Annotated in this window: 19 protein-coding genes and 1 riboswitch; of the genes, 17 read left to right on the forward strand and 2 right to left on the reverse strand. The window is 41.7% G+C overall.

What is annotated here, in order from left to right:
- Positions 1-284: 284 nt before the first annotated feature.
- Positions 285-701 (forward strand): hypothetical protein, encoded by a 417-nt coding sequence (locus tag J2Z20_RS16350; protein ID WP_209852896.1) that lies wholly within the window; start codon positions 285-287, stop codon positions 699-701.
- A gap of 35 nt (positions 702-736) precedes the next feature.
- Here J2Z20_RS16350 and J2Z20_RS16355 read toward each other — a convergent pair whose 3' ends face one another.
- On the reverse strand, positions 737-1261 hold the full coding sequence (locus J2Z20_RS16355) for a hypothetical protein (RefSeq protein ID WP_209852898.1): 525 nt from the start codon (positions 1259-1261) through the stop codon (positions 737-739).
- Positions 1262-1503: 242 nt separating this feature from the next.
- Here J2Z20_RS16355 and J2Z20_RS16360 point away from each other — a divergent pair, with 242 nt between their 5' ends.
- The 10 genes from J2Z20_RS16360 to rsmI all read left to right on the forward strand — a co-directional run bounded on the left by J2Z20_RS16360 (position 1504) and on the right by rsmI (position 8790).
- On the forward strand, positions 1504-1689 hold the full coding sequence (locus tag J2Z20_RS16360; protein ID WP_209852900.1) for a sigma factor G inhibitor Gin: 186 nt from the start codon (positions 1504-1506) through the stop codon (positions 1687-1689).
- 145 nt (positions 1690-1834) lie between these two features.
- On the forward strand, positions 1835-3352 hold the full coding sequence (locus tag J2Z20_RS16365) for an aminotransferase class I/II-fold pyridoxal phosphate-dependent enzyme (RefSeq protein ID WP_209852902.1): 1518 nt from the start codon (positions 1835-1837) through the stop codon (positions 3350-3352).
- Positions 3345-3986 carry a dTMP kinase gene (gene tmk, locus J2Z20_RS16370; protein WP_209852905.1) on the forward strand — a complete coding sequence of 214 codons (642 nt, stop codon included), beginning with the start codon at positions 3345-3347 and terminating at the stop codon, positions 3984-3986. Before J2Z20_RS16365 ends, tmk begins: the two co-directional genes overlap by 8 nt.
- Positions 3987-4074: 88 nt before the next feature.
- Positions 4075-4404 (forward strand): cyclic-di-AMP receptor, encoded by a 330-nt coding sequence (locus tag J2Z20_RS16375; RefSeq protein WP_209852907.1) that lies wholly within the window; start codon positions 4075-4077, stop codon positions 4402-4404.
- A 20-nt stretch (positions 4405-4424) separates the two neighbouring features.
- A complete protein-coding gene (locus J2Z20_RS16380) occupies positions 4425-4868 on the forward strand; it encodes a YaaR family protein (RefSeq protein ID WP_209852909.1) in 444 nt (147 codons plus the stop codon).
- A gap of 26 nt (positions 4869-4894) precedes the next feature.
- Complete coding sequence (gene holB, locus J2Z20_RS16385) at positions 4895-5872, forward strand: DNA polymerase III subunit delta' (protein WP_209852911.1); 978 nt, start codon at positions 4895-4897, stop codon at positions 5870-5872.
- A gap of 3 nt (positions 5873-5875) precedes the next feature.
- A complete protein-coding gene (locus tag J2Z20_RS16390; RefSeq protein WP_209852913.1) occupies positions 5876-6676 on the forward strand; it encodes a PSP1 domain-containing protein in 801 nt (266 codons plus the stop codon).
- Positions 6677-6706: 30 nt separating this feature from the next.
- A complete protein-coding gene (gene yabA / locus J2Z20_RS16395) occupies positions 6707-7078 on the forward strand; it encodes a DNA replication initiation control protein YabA (protein WP_209852915.1) in 372 nt (123 codons plus the stop codon).
- Between the two features lie 66 nt (positions 7079-7144).
- Positions 7145-7900, forward strand: coding sequence for a tRNA1(Val) (adenine(37)-N6)-methyltransferase (locus J2Z20_RS16400; protein ID WP_209852917.1), 756 nt, complete (start codon positions 7145-7147; stop codon positions 7898-7900).
- The gene (rsmI, locus tag J2Z20_RS16405) at positions 7897-8790 is read left to right on the forward strand and encodes a 16S rRNA (cytidine(1402)-2'-O)-methyltransferase (protein WP_209852919.1); all 894 of its coding nucleotides are present in this window, start codon (positions 7897-7899) and stop codon (positions 8788-8790) included. Before J2Z20_RS16400 ends, rsmI begins: the two co-directional genes overlap by 4 nt.
- Positions 8791-8913: 123 nt before the next feature.
- On the opposite strand, the gene J2Z20_RS16410 is transcribed toward rsmI, so the two are convergent.
- Positions 8914-9168: an AbrB/MazE/SpoVT family DNA-binding domain-containing protein gene (locus J2Z20_RS16410; RefSeq protein ID WP_209852921.1), complete on the reverse strand. Its 255-nt coding sequence runs from the start codon at positions 9166-9168 to the stop codon at positions 8914-8916.
- 362 nt (positions 9169-9530) lie between these two features.
- On the opposite strand from J2Z20_RS16410, the gene J2Z20_RS16415 reads away from it, so the two are divergent.
- The 6 genes from J2Z20_RS16415 to yabG all read left to right on the forward strand — a co-directional run bounded on the left by J2Z20_RS16415 (position 9531) and on the right by yabG (position 16071).
- Positions 9531-10835, forward strand: a complete 1305-nt coding sequence (locus J2Z20_RS16415) for an HD domain-containing protein (protein WP_209852923.1) — start codon at positions 9531-9533, stop codon at positions 10833-10835.
- A gap of 28 nt (positions 10836-10863) precedes the next feature.
- A complete protein-coding gene (locus J2Z20_RS16420; protein WP_209853007.1) occupies positions 10864-11634 on the forward strand; it encodes a TatD family hydrolase in 771 nt (256 codons plus the stop codon).
- Between the two features lie 234 nt (positions 11635-11868).
- A riboswitch (cyclic di-AMP (ydaO/yuaA leader) is annotated at positions 11869-12077 on the forward strand.
- A 273-nt stretch (positions 12078-12350) separates the two neighbouring features.
- On the forward strand, positions 12351-13481 hold the full coding sequence (locus J2Z20_RS16425; RefSeq protein ID WP_209852924.1) for a resuscitation-promoting factor: 1131 nt from the start codon (positions 12351-12353) through the stop codon (positions 13479-13481).
- A 145-nt stretch (positions 13482-13626) separates the two neighbouring features.
- Entirely contained in the window at positions 13627-14172 is a 546-nt protein-coding gene (gene rnmV / locus J2Z20_RS16430; RefSeq protein ID WP_209852925.1) for a ribonuclease M5, read from the forward strand.
- A gap of 15 nt (positions 14173-14187) precedes the next feature.
- Complete coding sequence (gene rsmA, locus J2Z20_RS16435) at positions 14188-15063, forward strand: 16S rRNA (adenine(1518)-N(6)/adenine(1519)-N(6))-dimethyltransferase RsmA (protein ID WP_209853008.1); 876 nt, start codon at positions 14188-14190, stop codon at positions 15061-15063.
- Positions 15064-15162: 99 nt separating this feature from the next.
- A complete protein-coding gene (gene yabG, locus J2Z20_RS16440) occupies positions 15163-16071 on the forward strand; it encodes a sporulation peptidase YabG (RefSeq protein ID WP_209852927.1) in 909 nt (302 codons plus the stop codon).
- Positions 16072-16173: the final 102 nt, after the last annotated feature.

The following is a 16173-nucleotide window of genomic DNA, read 5'->3' on the forward strand; positions in this document are numbered from 1 at the left end:
CAGCGCCGATGGTACTTGGACCGAAGGGTCCTGGGAGAGTAGGACGTTGCCAAGCAAAAAACCACTGTTGATGAATATCGGCAGTGGTTTTTTTTATATGAATTCATAAGAGGATCAGAATCATTCAATTAAAACAAATAATATATTGTAACATTTTTGTTACTGATAAGGAATTATTTGTAGGTATAATATACTAAGTATTAGGTATAATTACACCACTCTAAATGATACAGTGAATTTTCGGTCTGTATTAGACAGATTAGCCAAGTAAGGAGGAAGATGTCTTGCAAAGAAGAGAATGCTGGGGTTGCTTCATACTGATCATGTTGCTAATCTTTTTAGCTGGATGCTCACAACATGAAACTTCTTGGACGTCTTTTGAAGGCTCGGCAATCGATAAAGGATTTCCAGTTCCGAAGGAAGCGAATAAAACGGACCATACGTCTAATAATCCAAAGATGGATTATGTGCGTTATTCTTTGAATGGATTAAAGGAAATGAACGGTATTCCAGACGCCTATTTGAAAGAAATTCAAACATGGGGCTGGACGGAACATGAATCCGAGAGGATGGGCAATATGCGTGCTTTTCAAAAAGGTACGCAAATGATTCATATAGCGGTATACGATAATTATTTTACTTTAATGATTGTAAAGGAAGACGAGAATCCTGCGGTCAAAGGAATAAGTAAGAGTAAATAAGAAGCCCCCATTTTAATGGAGGCTTTTTTCTTTGCCTATTGGAGATAGTATGATATATCTTCAGGATTAAATTTAATCATGCCGTCCTTAGGTTCTTTTCTTAAACATACAAATGTATAAATTCGAGGGAGTATAGACCAGACATGCCAAAAGATTAGCGATAATATAAACGAAATAGGCGACCACGGAATAAGTACAGCAATGACACAAAGTCCAATCCATGTCATGTGCAAGCTGACTCTTCGAAAAATAGAATAACCTACATGCTGATCCGGCATATAGCCGAACCATGGGAATTGTTTAGAAAAACGCCATCTTTTGCGATAAGACTGTCCAGCTATAACGAGCACGGAGTGCGATATGACATATTGAATCCAAATGACGACTGGTGCAGCTAGTACAAAGAACAGTATACTTGACCAAGAAAATAAACATATTTCACTAATGACCATAAGCAGCGGTAAAACCATATAAATGCGACGCATTTTATAGTTTCTGTTTATTTTTCGAATAAGTCGATATTGATAAAAAGTAGCTTTCTCGTTTTGTTCAATTGCCATATGGCAAGCTGTCCTCCTTTATTTTTCAGTGATTCTTGTTTTATAGGACATAGAATGCATTTGTTTAATAAATATATCGGACGAATTCAAAGTTTTGTTTACGATTTTATGTACTGTGTACAGACACACGGGGTATAATCTGGGCATATTTATATATAAATATTTGAAACTGCTATGAAAGGTGTTTAAAATAGTAGAAACTGTACCATACTGATAGCAAAACAAACAAGGTGGGATCGTTTATGGAGGATCATGCCGTAAGCACCTGTATTATTTGCGGAGAGCAAAAGGATGAAGGAATATTTATTGTATCGGAATTTATTTGTGAGGATTGTGAATCCGAAATTGTACAGACGGACGTGCAGGACGCGAAATATCCTTTCTTTATTCATCAATTAAAACAAATATGGGTTGAGAAAAACGCGTAAAAATGAAGCACATACAGGGAGGCCTTATTAAATTAAGAGCCTTTTTTGTTTATGGGAAATTCGTCAAATTTTGTGTTTTTATTAGGTGTTTGTCCCTTTTTTACGATAAAATAAAAGAAAGAGTAAATTGGATAAGGAAATAAAAATGGATAAAAAAAATGACAAAGCTCCGCTGTATGATGCGTTGCTTGATTATAAGAATCATAGATATAAATCATTTCATGTGCCAGGTCATAAAAATGGACAAGTGTATATAAATGCAGGCAGACCTAATAAGTTCTCGGAAGTGATGGAGATTGATCTTACTGAAATTATAGGTACTGATGATCTTCATCATCCTGAGGGTGTGATTAGGGAAGCTCAGGAACTTGCAGCAAGGTGCTTTGGAGCGGAACAAACATTTTTTCTCGTTGGGGGAAGTACGGTTGGCAACTTGGCACTGATCCTTTCCGTATGTACCGAACCGGGAGATATATTACTGGTACAGCGCAATGTGCATAAATCGGTTCTGAATGGCCTTATGTTGGCTGGTGCGAATGCGGTGTTTCTTGCGCCGCAGGTCGATGTTGAAACGGGGCTGGCAACGACGCCGTCCGTTGATACAGTAAATAGAGCGCTTGAACGTTATCCTCATGCCAAAGGACTGCTTGTAACGTCTCCCAACTACTACGGAATGGGGACAGATTTAACGAGTTTAGCTGAAGCGTGTCATTCATATGGAATACCGCTGCTCGTTGATGAGGCGCATGGTGCTCACTATGGACAACATCCTGCTTTGCCAAGAAATGCACTTGCAAGCGGCGCCGATGGTGTCGTTCAATCCACGCATAAAATGTTGGCAGCGATGACGATGGGAGCAATGCTTCATATACAAGGCAAACTCCTTAATCGGGAGTTGATTCGTCAGCGCCTTGCGATAGTGCAAAGCTCGAGTCCTTCTTATCCCATTATGGCTTCACTGGATTTGAGCCGTCATTTGCTTGATGTAGAAGGGGACAATTTATTTCATTCTGGACTTGCGGTTGTAGAAGCTTTTAAGAACGGGCTAAACAAAATACCGCACATTGGATTGCTCCAGCCTTCCACTTGGGCGAATGATGCATATATAACACAGGATCCATTCAAAGTTGTATTGTATGATAAGAATGGAAAGCTTAGCGGGTATGACTTACAGAGAGAGCTGGAGCGTTACGGATGCATACCAGAAATGAGCGATGAAAGGTATGTCGTACTTGTTTTTAGTATCGGATCTACGACCGAAGATGCTAAGTACCTTTTAGAAGCACTCCAGCATATATATGAAGAAGCCCATCAAAGTATCCCTTTTAATGACAAGGAGCAGATCGATTTTGTCGAATTTTCCACGTGGAACAATACAGCGGATATTTCAGAACCAGTTCCATTTCGGCTGAGTCCTGTCTCTCAAGATCGAATAGATAAGGTAACTGTACAAGAAAGCGCAGGCCGCACTGCGGCTGAAATGATTATACCGTATCCGCCAGGTATTCCAATTGTGTATCCAGGCGAGCTCATTACGGATGAACTGGCGAGCAAGCTTATCAAGCTTAGTGATCAACATGTAAAATGCCAAGGTACAGCAGATCCAACATTAAAAACAATTAGAGTATATATAATAGATGAAAGCAGGAAGACAGATGAATAGTAGAGGAAAATTTATTACTCTTGAGGGAGGTGAAGGATCAGGAAAGTCCACGGCAATTCAGAGAATAGCTGATTACTTAGACAGCCGGTCTATTCCTTACATTGTGACAAGGGAACCAGGCGGAATTGAAATTGCTGAGAAAATAAGAGACATTATTCTTGATCCGAAGCATACGGCAATGGATGCTCGTACAGAAGCGTTACTGTATGCAGCTTCACGTCGCCAGCATCTTGCAGAGAAGGTTAGACCGGCAATAGAGCAAGGAATTCTAGTTCTGTGCGACCGATTTGTAGACAGCAGTCTAGTCTATCAAGGGTATGCGCGAGGACTTGGACTGGAGAATGTATGGTCAATTAATAAATTTGCGATAGGAGATCTTCTCCCAGACCTTACTTTCTATTTAGATATTGCTCCTGAAATCGGACTCAAACGCATTGCAACAAGCGATGATCATGAAGTGAATCGGCTTGATTTAGAAAATCTATCATTTCATTACAAAGTACGAGAAGGCTACAAGATTATTGCAGATATGTACGCTGACCGCATTTTCGTTGTTGATGCATCTCGTTCACAAGAAGAAGTAGCAGAAGAAATGATTCGTCAATTAGAAGTGCGAATTTTAAAGGATTTCTAATCCAATTTGTCAAATAATTATAATGAGGCTCATATTCAGGAAATAGATTCGAGAATGATGAGCTGTAAATTACGAGGAGGGGCTGTAAGTGAAACTGATTGTTGCGATTATTCAAGACAAAGACAGCAATCGATTGTCTAGCGCGCTTGTGAAGGCAAATTTCCGAGCTACCAAACTGGCTAGTACTGGCGGCTTTTTAAGGGCTGGGAACAGCACGTTTATGATCGGAGTCGATGACAGTCAGGTGGAGGCGGTACTTAACGTTATCCGCAGCAGCTGTAAAGTGCGAGAGCAGCTTGTCACGCCAATGACACCGATGAGCGGCACGACCGATTCGTATTTACCTCTTCCTGTTGAAGTACAGGTAGGAGGAGCTACCGTATTCGTACTTCCAGTTGACCGTTTTGAGCATTTTTAATAGATAAGGCAGGGATCCCTTTGAAAATCAATCCGGGTTACATTCCGCCGCAAAGCGGAAGGGCGGTTACAGATGGATCGCCAAAGCCAGTACAACAAAAAAACTTTGCTGACGTTATGCATCAGCAGGAAGGGCAAGCGAGCTCAGAAGAACTCAATCGTCGGTTCAAAGAGATTCAGTTGCAGGGAGATCGTCTCGCCCGTTCAATGACCATTAGGGAATTAAAATCATATAGACAAATGGTCAAGCGATTTTTGGAAGATACGGTTCGCCGCGGTGTTAAAATTAAAGAAACACGGGGTTTCGACCGTAGAGGACGAACGAAGAGATATAAGCTGCTTGAAGAAATTGATGCAACACTTCTATCGATGGCAGACGAACTGCTTGAAAGCGAAGAAGGTAAAATTGAACTGCTGCAAAAAATAGGTGATATTCGCGGCATGCTCATCAACCTTCTGTTCTAATTGATCGCATAGAAAAGAGAGGTAATATGTCGTTTAAGGAAATTATAGGGCAGGATATCGCGAAGCAAATATTGCAAAATGGACTTAGAGAACATAAAATCTCTCATGCCTATTTGTTTAGCGGTCCTGCTGGCAGCGGACAAATGACAATGGCGCTTACATTTGCTAAGGCTATTTTCTGTACCGAGTGTGTGGATGATGCATGCGGTGAGTGTCTAGAATGTCGTAAAGTTGAGCACGGTAATCATCCAGATATTCATATCATCGCTCCCGATGGAGCAAGTATTAAAATAGAACAGATTCGTGATTTACAGCGAATTTTCTCATACCGAAAAGAGTCGAAACATCCAAAGGTCTACATTATTGATCAGGCGGAGAAAATGACGGTACAAGCTGCGAACAGTCTGCTCAAATTTTTGGAAGAACCGCCTTCACCAGCAGTTGCCATACTCATCACAGATAATGGACAGGCTTTGCTTCCAACGATTCAATCCCGGTCGCAAAAAGTTCCATTTCAAGCGATGAATATGAAGGTGATGCTGCAGGCGCTTTCGGATGAAGGATATCCAGAACAGCTTGCCAGATGTGCGGTGCATTTGGCGGCAGGACTTGATGAATGTAGAGAAATTCTCCAACAGAATTGGTTTGCAGAAATTAGAAACGTAATGTTACAATTAGGGAAGGAGTCTATGGGCAAAGGCAGCGCCTCGCTCATAACTGCACAGCAGAAGCTGTTTAAAGGTGGACTTGGTGATTACCTAGATCGACTGTTTGACCTTTTTCATTTGTGGTTCAAAGATATGATTTATGCTTCTTATGATCAGCACGAAAGTATCGTTTTTATAGATCAACTGGAGTTTATCTCCAAAGTTGCAACAGCCCGCAGCACGGAAGAATGGGTCTCTTGCATGGCTCTGGCCGCTGAAAGTAAAAAAAAGTTACGATTTCATGTGAACGGCCAGCTCTGTCTCGAACAGTTTTTGATTGGCATACAAGGGGGTTAGTTTTTGTATAGTGTAGTGGGTGTTCGCTTTAAAAAAGCGGGTAAAATATATTATTTCGACCCGCTCGATTTACCGATCGAAAAGGATCAATCGGTTATTGTTGAGACGGCTCGCGGGATCGAGTATGGAAAAGTTGTAGTCGGAAAAAAAGAGGTTGAAGAATCCGATGTCGTATTGCCGCTCAAAAAGGTAATCCGTATTGCAGGTGATTCTGACGCTCTTATTGTTGAGGAAAATAAGCTTGCGGCAAAAGATGCGTTTGCCACTTGTTTAAATAAAATTAAAGAACACGAATTGAAAATGAAGCTGGTAGATGTCGAATATACCTTTGACCGAAATAAAATTATTTTTTATTTCACTGCTGAAGGTAGAGTAGACTTTAGGGAGCTTGTTAAGGATTTAGCAAGTATATTCCGAACAAGAATCGAGCTTCGGCAAATCGGGGTTCGCGATGAAGCGAAAATGTTAGGCGGGATAGGTCCTTGCGGACGCGTTCTGTGCTGTTCCTCGTGGCTTGGCGATTTTGAACCGGTGTCTATTAAAATGGCTAAGGATCAAAGTTTGTCGCTCAATCCAACGAAAATTTCAGGGCTGTGTGGACGACTCATGTGCTGCCTTAAATTTGAACATGATAATTATGAAAGTGTTAAGGAAGAGCTTCCATCGGTTGGCGAACTTGTCGTTACCTCTTATGGTGATGGCAAGGTTGTTGCAATCAATGCGGGTGCTCGTACCGTTCATGTCCAGATATTTGAACTTAGCAAAGTCAAAGAACTTTCAATGGATGACGTTGTCGTTAAGTAAAAACCAAAGAGGTAGCTCCGGGGTGGGAAATTGGATAAAAAGAATATTTTTGCGTATATTCAAGAAATGGAAACCCAACTGGGAAATATGCACAGTGATTTAGGTAAACTGAAGCTAGTCATTAAAGAACTTCTGGAAGAAAATCAACGACTAACGATTGAAAATGAACAGCTTCGCAAAGTACTGAAGCGGGAAGTGCCAGTCCAAAAAGGTTCCAAGGTGACAGCAGAACATATTGTCCCAGTGGCAGGACCGTCGAAAGAATTTATGGACGTGGTAGGAGAAGGATATGACAATTTAGCAAGGTTATATCATGAAGGCTTTCACATTTGCAACGTCTATTATGGTCATTTGCGCACGGAGGGCGATTGCCTGTTTTGCTTATCTTTTTTGAATAAATAAATGACAAGAGCCGTAGGAGAAACTGCCTACGGTTTTTTTTCAAGTGAATAGTAAAGGATTGTTTCAATGAAAAAAGTACTCATTAATGATGCAGAACGTATAGATGATCTGCTTACTGAAAATTTGCATATTATTCAGAGCGATGAGGTGTTCAGTTTCTCAATGGATGCGGTGCTGCTTGCGCATTTTGTGAGCTTACCGCAGAAAGGCAAAATTATTGATCTTTGTACAGGAAATGGTGTTATTCCTCTACTCATGTCAACGCGCACAAGAGCACATATTGAAGGAATTGAAATTCAAGAACGTCTAGCGGATATGGCTAAGCGGAGTGTGGAGATGAATGAACTTGAACACCGTATTCAAATTAGACACGGCGATTTACGCGAACTGCATTTGGAAACGGGGTATGAAGTCTATGACGCAATCACTGTCAATCCCCCTTACATGGCATTGCGAGGACAAGATATTAAGCTTAATCCACATCAGGCCATTGCTCGCCATGAAATAAGCTGTACACTGGAAGAAGTCATAGCTGCGTGTAAACGTCTTATTCGGACAGGCGGCAAAGTGGCGATGGTTCATAAACCGCAGCGTCTTGGTGAAATTATATCTCTTATGCGTGAAAATAGACTCGAGCCAAAACGCATTCGATTTGTTCATCCGCGTGCCCATTTAGAAGCAAATATGGTGCTCATCGAAGCGATACGCAATGGTAAGCCGGATGTCCGTTTGTTGCCGCCGCTAATTGTATATAATGAACAGGGAGAATACTGTCCGGAAATTTATGATATATACTACGGATCAAAAGAGGGAAGAATATGAGTATTACGGTTCAACGAAGTTTTGAAGACAAGGGAGATAAAGGAGCACCTGGTAAACTGTATCTTGTCGCAACTCCGATCGGTAATTTAGAGGATATGACATATAGGGCGGTAAGAACGCTTCAGGAATGTGATATTATCGCGGCTGAGGATACGAGGCAGACGAGAAAACTGCTAACGCATTTTAATATATCGCCTAAGATGTTGTTTAGTTATCATGAACATAATAAAGAAGCAAGCGGCCCTGAATTAATACGCTATATAATAGAAGGAAAAAATTTAGCGCTTGTCAGTGATGCGGGATTACCGGCCATTTCTGACCCAGGTGCAGATCTAGTTAAACTGGCTGTCGCACAAGAAATACCCGTGATTCCAATCCCGGGGGCGAATGCCGGATTATCAGCTCTTATTGCATCGGGTTTACCGACCGATCGATTTACGTTCCTTGGATTTTTACCGAGAGAGAAGAAAGAAAGGGAACATATACTGACGTCTGTGCAAAGTGCGCAAGGTACTTTAATTTTATACGAATCACCTCACCGCGTGATCAAAACATTGGAGCATATTGGCACGGTACTGGGTGATCGCCAGGTTGTTCTAGCGAGAGAGCTTACCAAACGATATGAGGAAATGCTTCGCGGATCCGTTCAAGAGTGTTTAAATTGGCTGGAAGAACATCCGCCTCTAGGTGAGTATTGCGTTATAGTTCAGGGAATAACTGCTGAAGAGGAGCAGCAACAATTGGATGAATGGTGGAAACAATTATCTATTGAAGAGCATGTGGCACACTATGAACAAACAGAAGGAATTAGCCGAAAAGATGCGATGAAAAAAGCAGCTAGTGATCGCGGAGTATCGAAGCGGGATATTTATAATGCATTATTAGAGTAAAGTCATACAACAAGGACAAAAAAATAACCTTCACGAGGCTTATATAAACGCCAAGGAAGGTCAAGGAGATATGAAAAAGGTTAGAATTAACAATTTAATTAATTCTATTATATACTATTTTTTTTATTTTGTCACAGGTACAGGAATTTCTGAAATGCAATCGCTGCAAACAATTTTTCCTTTGAAGTATGTAACGTTCTCTGCATTGCCACAGAAGATACAAGCAGGTTCATATTTTTTGAGCATAATGCGCTCGCCGTCTACATAAATTTCAAGAGCATCTTTCTCGCCAATGCCAAGTGTGCGACGTAATTCTATAGGAATAACAACACGTCCTAGTTCGTCTACTTTTCTTACAATACCTGTTGATTTCATCATGATTAATATTGCTCCTCTCTCACCGTATAAATAATATAATTTTTTGTATGTCATAATTCGACATTGTTCTATCTATTATGATATTAATAATACCAACCTTTCCCAAATCAGTCAACCTATAAAAATTTTTTACAGTTGAAAAAAAGGTTAATATTTCGAGAATGTGTAATTTGTCAATGTTTATTCACATTTTTTAATACTTTACTATCAAAAAGTAATGGAAAATATTATTTGATATAATACGACACAATTCGACATAAAGTGTCGAAATTCTCGAAAATCACTTGTCTATTATGTGAAATTTTCAATTTATTTTCAATATAAATCTTTGGAAATCGATACAATTTGAAGGAGATGAGACTGTGGCGAGCAATAACCAGTTGTTAAGAGAAGAGAAAGTGTTCAAAGATCCTGTTCATAATTACATTCATGTTCAAGATGAGGTCATCTGGTCACTTATTAATACATATGAATTTCAAAGGCTTCGTCGCATCAGGCAATTAGGAACTTCCTTTCTAACCTTCCATGGTGCTGAACACAGCAGATTTTCTCATTCACTTGGAGTCTATGAGATTACTAGACGGATTATTTCTCAATTTGAGAGAGGCAGTTATACGGATTGGCCCAAGGAAGAGAGAATTGTCGCTCTCTGCGCAGCTCTGCTGCATGATTTAGGGCATGGGCCATTCTCCCATTCTATAGAAGAAGCTTTTCATATGAATCATGAGGATTGGACTTGCCGTATTATTCTTGGCAACACGGAAGTGAATCAAGTCTTAACGCAAGTTCATCACGAACTGCCGGCCAAAGTCGCTTCTGTTGTATCTAAACAGTATGAAAAGGCGATCGTTGTCAATTTGGTGTCGAGTCCGCTAGATGCCGACCGAATGGATTATTTGCTTCGCGATGCTTATTTTACAGGAGTCGAATATGGTACCATTGATATGGATCGGATTATAAGAATGCTGAGACCTTATCATAATCGAGTGGTTGTGAAAGAATCCGGAATGCACGCCGTTGAAGACTATTTAATGTCACGTTACCAAATGTACTGGCAAGTTTACTTTCATCCTGTAACGAGAAGCTCGGAGATCATTTTGCGTCAAATATTCCGCCGTGCAAAAGAGCTGTATGAGGCAGGACACAAATTCCGCTTCTTGATTCATCCGCTTCCAGCTTTATTTCATAAAGATCTTACGGTGCAGGAATACTTAATGCTGGATGAATCGCTGATCCAAACTGCATTTTCGCAGTGGGTATATGAAGAAGATGAGCTTCTGAGCGATTTATGCGCGAGATTTATGTCACGAAAGCTATATAAATATGTAGAATTAGACCCGGCAGATTATGAAAAAGTTGACGAGATTCGCCGAGCTTTTCTGCAGGCAGGACTCAATCCAGATTATGATATGGAAATCGATTTTCCATCGGATCAACCTTATAAAGTATTCGGCGCAGGCGATAAAATAAATGAACAGATTTTACTGCTGGACCGAGAGGAGAACTTGCGGGAAATTTCTGAAGTGTCTGATATTGTCCGTTCGATCAGCGGTATTCAGCGGGGGAAAGTATACTTATACTTCCCGGAAAATAAACTTGCATCGGTGAAGGGAAATTTGCCGGTACATATTGCACGCATTTTTGAACGAACTGACTTCCGTTCATGAAGCAGACTTAAGAAAGGGGATTTACATGATAGAGTTATTTGATACGCATACACATTTAGATGCACCGCAATTTGATGAAGACCGCGAAGATACTATAGCGCGTGCGGTAGAAGCGGGTGTCACTCGAATGATAAATATCGGGTTTAATCGGGAGACAATTCCGACAACAATGAAACTTGCTGAAAAATACGATTTTATATATGCAGCTGTCGGCTGGCATCCTGTCGATGCGGTCACGATGAAAGATGGGGATTTAGATTGGATCGCATCTTTATGCAGTCATGAGAAAGTAGTTGCCATTGGAGAAATTGGACTCGATTATTACTGGGATACATCCCCTAAAGACGTTCAGCATCATGTATTGCGCCAGCAAATTGGACTTGCTCGTGAACTGAATATGCCGATTGTTATTCATAATCGCGACGCACATGAAGATATCGTGAAAATTTTACGTGAAGAGAAAGCAAGTGAAGTGGGCGGAGTAATGCACTCCTTTTCCGGCAGCTGGGAAACGGCTAAAATGTGCTTAAATATGGGATTCCATATCTCTTTTGGCGGCCCCATTACGTTTAAGAATGCGAAGCAGCCAAAAGAAGTATTGGCGGAGGTTCCAATGGACAGATTGCTCATTGAGACGGACTCCCCTTATTTAACTCCTCATCCATACCGTGGAAAAAGAAATGAGTCTGGATATGTGAAACTTGTGGCAGAAGCAGCAGCTGAAATTAAAGGCGTCTCTGTGGAGGAAATTGCTAGCATTACGACCCAAAATGCACTGGAACGATTTGGTATTCGTTAAAATAACGAGTATTTGTTATAAAAAAAGAAGCTAGAGCGATATATATGTGAGTTTTAATTAGAAAACAGAAGAAGATTACAATTTTTTAACTATTAATTAAGAAAAATGTGGTTGATTACTCCTTTACAACATGCATCGAAACACGTTATCATCTTTTCAGTGCTTTAATGCTGAATCAAAAATGGTACATATTTCCTAGTTTTTCATCTGGGAATAGACTATTTTGGTTCCGCAGGACCAGTCTCGCTGAGTCTCCGACAACGGAGAACGGGGGAACCGATGCAGATGTCGCAGATAGCAATTTGAGCGACTCTGTAGTTGATTTCTTCTTGGGTCTCAGGGGTGAATTCAAGAGTCTACGCCATGAGCGCAGGTCTCGAGATAGGGCTTCTCTCAAGCCCGAACCCGACAGCTAACCCCGTAAGCGTATCGAGAGAGGCTACGATCGTGTTTCCGATTTCCGTTATTTCAATTTCGGGAAGCCACGAAAGAGTTCCTCTTACTCTTTCTGTGGCTTCTTTTGTTTTGAATAAAGGAAAGCTTGTCATCATACTGTGTGTATAACAGGAAGTGACTGTGAATAACGATCAGACTGGGACCGCGGTGCAGGGCGCATCGTTACCACCTGTGTGCTCTGTATTAAATTTTATATAGTCACGTCTATTTGTAATCATGTATTAACCTAGATGGCGGGGCTATGAAGGAGGACGGAAGAAATGGGCATTTTCCAACCAGAAGACACCCATGGTTCACGATCATCCAGCATGTCTTACGCGTTGCGATTTAAGCATGTGAATGTGCGCCACTTATCAGTAGTCGCTATCATCTCAGTCGTGCTTACAATCATGATCTTAGTATGGATTAATGGTCAGTCCGACAAACAGATCTACCTTGTTGTAGACGGTCAGACCCAAGCGGTAGAAACCCGCAAATCGATGTTGCATGAAGTACTAGCTGAGCAGTCGATCGTTCTGAATCCACAGGACCGAGTATCGATGCCGCTGAACAGTACTTTAAGTGATGGAGACAAAGTTGTTATCGAGCACGCTGTAGCTGTCCATGTGACGGCAGACGGCAGTAAGCAAATGAAATATACAACAGGAAATACAGTTAAGAACGCATTAGAACAACTCGGATTTCAGTTATCCAGTAACGATAAGGTATATCCTTCACTGGATAGTCCGGTCTCTGCCAACATGAACATTAAGGTCGTACGAGTCGAGAAGAAGACTGTACAGCGCAGAACAACGGTTCCTTTCAGCGTTGTGAAGACAAGTGATCCGAGCTTACCGAAAGGTAAAACGAAAGTTGTGCAAGACGGACAATCTGGAGTCGTTATTCAACATATTGAGCAAACATATCAAGACGGCAAACTCGTGTCGTCAGTATTGATTGATAAAGAGGTTCAGAAGAACCTCGTTCATAAGGTAGTTGCAGTTGGTACAAAGAAAAGTGTGATTCAAACCGCTGCCCTATCGACGAGAAATGTGAGCGCCAGTCCGAATAGGATCGTGAGAGCTGGAATATCGTTTAAGTACAAAAAAGTGCTAAAAAACGTATCCTTAACAGCTTATTCTACTGAAGAACCAGGCATTGGCACGAGAACGGCCACTGGCACAAGAGTGACAGAAGGACGTACCATCGCTGTTGATAAGAGGGTTGTCCCACTCGGCTGGTGGGTATATATCGAAGGTATCGGCTTCCGCCGTGCAGAAGATACAGGCGGCGCCATTAAGGGTAACAAAATGGATGTATATTACGATACACTCGAAAGTGCTAAAAGCTTCGGACGGAAAACCGGCCGTACCGTTTATGTAATCGGTCCTGTAAAACCTGAGCTTAACTAGTACCTATTATTTTGTTACTTATTTTACAATCAAAAGCTTATGTTATAGTATTAAGATCATGAATATCTCATGCTAAAGAAGAGGATCATATCCTCTTCTTTTTTATCTATAATTAGACAAGTTACATCAAAGGGAGAAGTACCTAATGATTAAAGAAGTGATTGTCGTAGAGGGCCGAGATGATACGGTTGCCGTTAAACGGGCCGTAGATGCCGATACTATAGAGACAGGCGGTTCTGCTATCAACGCTAATACCATTAAACGTATAAAACTTGCTCAGGAGCGGCGAGGAGTTATTATTTTGACCGATCCCGATCATGCAGGAGAACGTATTCGCAAAATCATTTCACAGCGTGTTCCAGGGTGCAAACATGCGTTTATTCCAGAGGCGGACGCGACTCGCAAAGGGGATATCGGCGTAGAGAACGCTTCGCCAGAAGCCATTCGCACCGCATTGTCGCGAGTACATACGGAATATGACGAATCAGAGGGTCTCATTGACTGGGAAGATTTAATAGAGGCAGGGTTAATTGTCCATCCTAATGCAGCCGCACGGCGCATGGCAATGGGTAACATTCTCGGGATCGGATATTGTAATGGCAAACAATTTCATAAGCGGCTACGCATTTTTAAAATTAGCAGAGAAGAATTTGCAAAGGCGCTTACTCAAATCGAAAAAGAAGGATTGTGAATCAAGGTGAACGGTATGGAAGAAATCGCTACGCCTAAACGAACGAAGGAAATCATTCATCGCCATGGATTTTCATTTAAGAAGAGCTTAGGTCAGAACTTTTTAATTGATCAAAATATATTACATAAAATTGTCGGGGCAGCAGGTCTTGATAAGACGAAGGGCGCTCTTGAGATCGGTCCAGGTATCGGCGCTTTAACAGAGAAGCTCGCACAAGCTGCAGAGAAAGTTGCGGCAGTGGAGATTGACCAGCGCCTTATTCCTATCTTACAGGAGGTTCTAGAACCTTACCCGAACGTTACAGTGTATCATGGTGATGTGCTTAAACTTGATCTGCAGCAGCTTTTTAAAGAGCAGTTTGGAGAAGTGTCTAGGGTTAGTGTCGTTGCCAATCTCCCTTATTACGTAACTACGCCTATATTGATGAAACTGTTGGAGCAAAGATTGCCGCTTGAGAACATCGTCGTTATGATTCAGAAGGAAGTAGCGCTTAGAATGGGTGCGGCTCCTGGCGGCAAAGACTATGGCAGTCTCAGTATTGCTGTGCAATATTATTGCGAGCCTGAGATTATTTGTACGGTGCCTCATACCGTATTTATTCCGCAGCCTAATGTGGATTCGGCAGTCATTCGATTGAAGGTAAGAGAAGCACCGCCGATTGATGTAGACGATGAAGGTCACTTTTTTGAGGTCGTACAGTCTTCGTTCGCTCAGCGTCGCAAAACCATATCAAATAACTTAAAAAATCGCTATTTTTCTGGCGGAGAACGCGCCGAACTTGATCGTCTGCTGAATGAAGCCGGTATTGCCCCAAACCGACGTGCAGAGACATTAAGTATCGAAGAGTTCGCTAACCTGAGCAACATATTGCTTCGAGCAGGTGTGCGTTAATTCTTTCTTTTTGCCTGCGAATAGATTATGGCTAATTGCTTCTTCCGAGTAACCAATCTTGGTGTCTGCCCATACGATGGGGAAGAGGTGATTTTCTTGATGAACTTAGGAGACTTGGTTGTCCGTAAGTCATACGGGGGCGATGTGACCTTCCGAGTGGAAGAGGTACGGAATAATCAGGCGATTATCAAAGGGACAGAATTCCGGTTATTGGCTGACAGCCCTCTATACGATTTAATCAAGGTCCCCTTTACACCGACTAACTCTAAGGAACAGCAAGCGCAGATTAAAGCGGCAGAATCGATGAGATTGCTTAGTGAAGAGCGTAAGAAGCAAGCTGAACGGAGCCCAGAAGGCTTGGTTCAAGATTGGTACAATCAAGGTTACGTTCAAGGTGAGCTTGCATATTTTGAAATACCGGGTAAAGTTCTTCATTTGGATGGGGATCCGAATTATTTAAAAAAAAGTATGAATGTATATGAGAAGCTGAAAATTCCAACAGAGGGGCATTATGTCCACGAATCGAGTATGGCGAACGCTCTTTATCGATTGTTGCCCCGTGTTCGTCCCGATATTGTGGTGATTACAGGTCATGACGGCGTGCTTAAGCATCGGCAAACTTATGATCTATACAGCTTAAACAGCTATAAAAATTCGCTTAACTTCGTTCAAGCTATTCGCGTCGCGCGTGAATATGAACGAAATTATGATACATTAACTATCGTTGCAGGGGCTTGTCAGTCTCATTTCGAGGCTCTGCTGCAAGCAGGAGCAAACTTCGCCAGTTCTCCGGGAAGAATCCTTATCCATGCGCTAGATCCCGTCTATGTTGCCGCTAAAGCCGCTTATACGTCGATACGAGACACTGTGAATATGGCTGATGTATTTCACAATACAATCAGCGGTTCACAAGGCGTTGGAGGCATCGAGACGAAAGGGACGTATAGAATAGGCCTGCCGCGACTGCAGGATCTGTCTATTCTGAAGGTGACCCCTTCTGCTATTTAACATGTGAAAATGAATTCATGACAACCTCCATTTATGGGGGTTTTTGTTTGTTTTTTCTTACATACGAGCGGATTTTATTCGCTGAAGAAGGGCAAAGTGAGG

It is taken from the genome of Paenibacillus sediminis, from assembly GCF_017873765.1.
Taxonomy (GTDB): Bacteria; Bacillota; Bacilli; order Paenibacillales; family Paenibacillaceae; genus Paenibacillus_AG; species Paenibacillus_AG sediminis.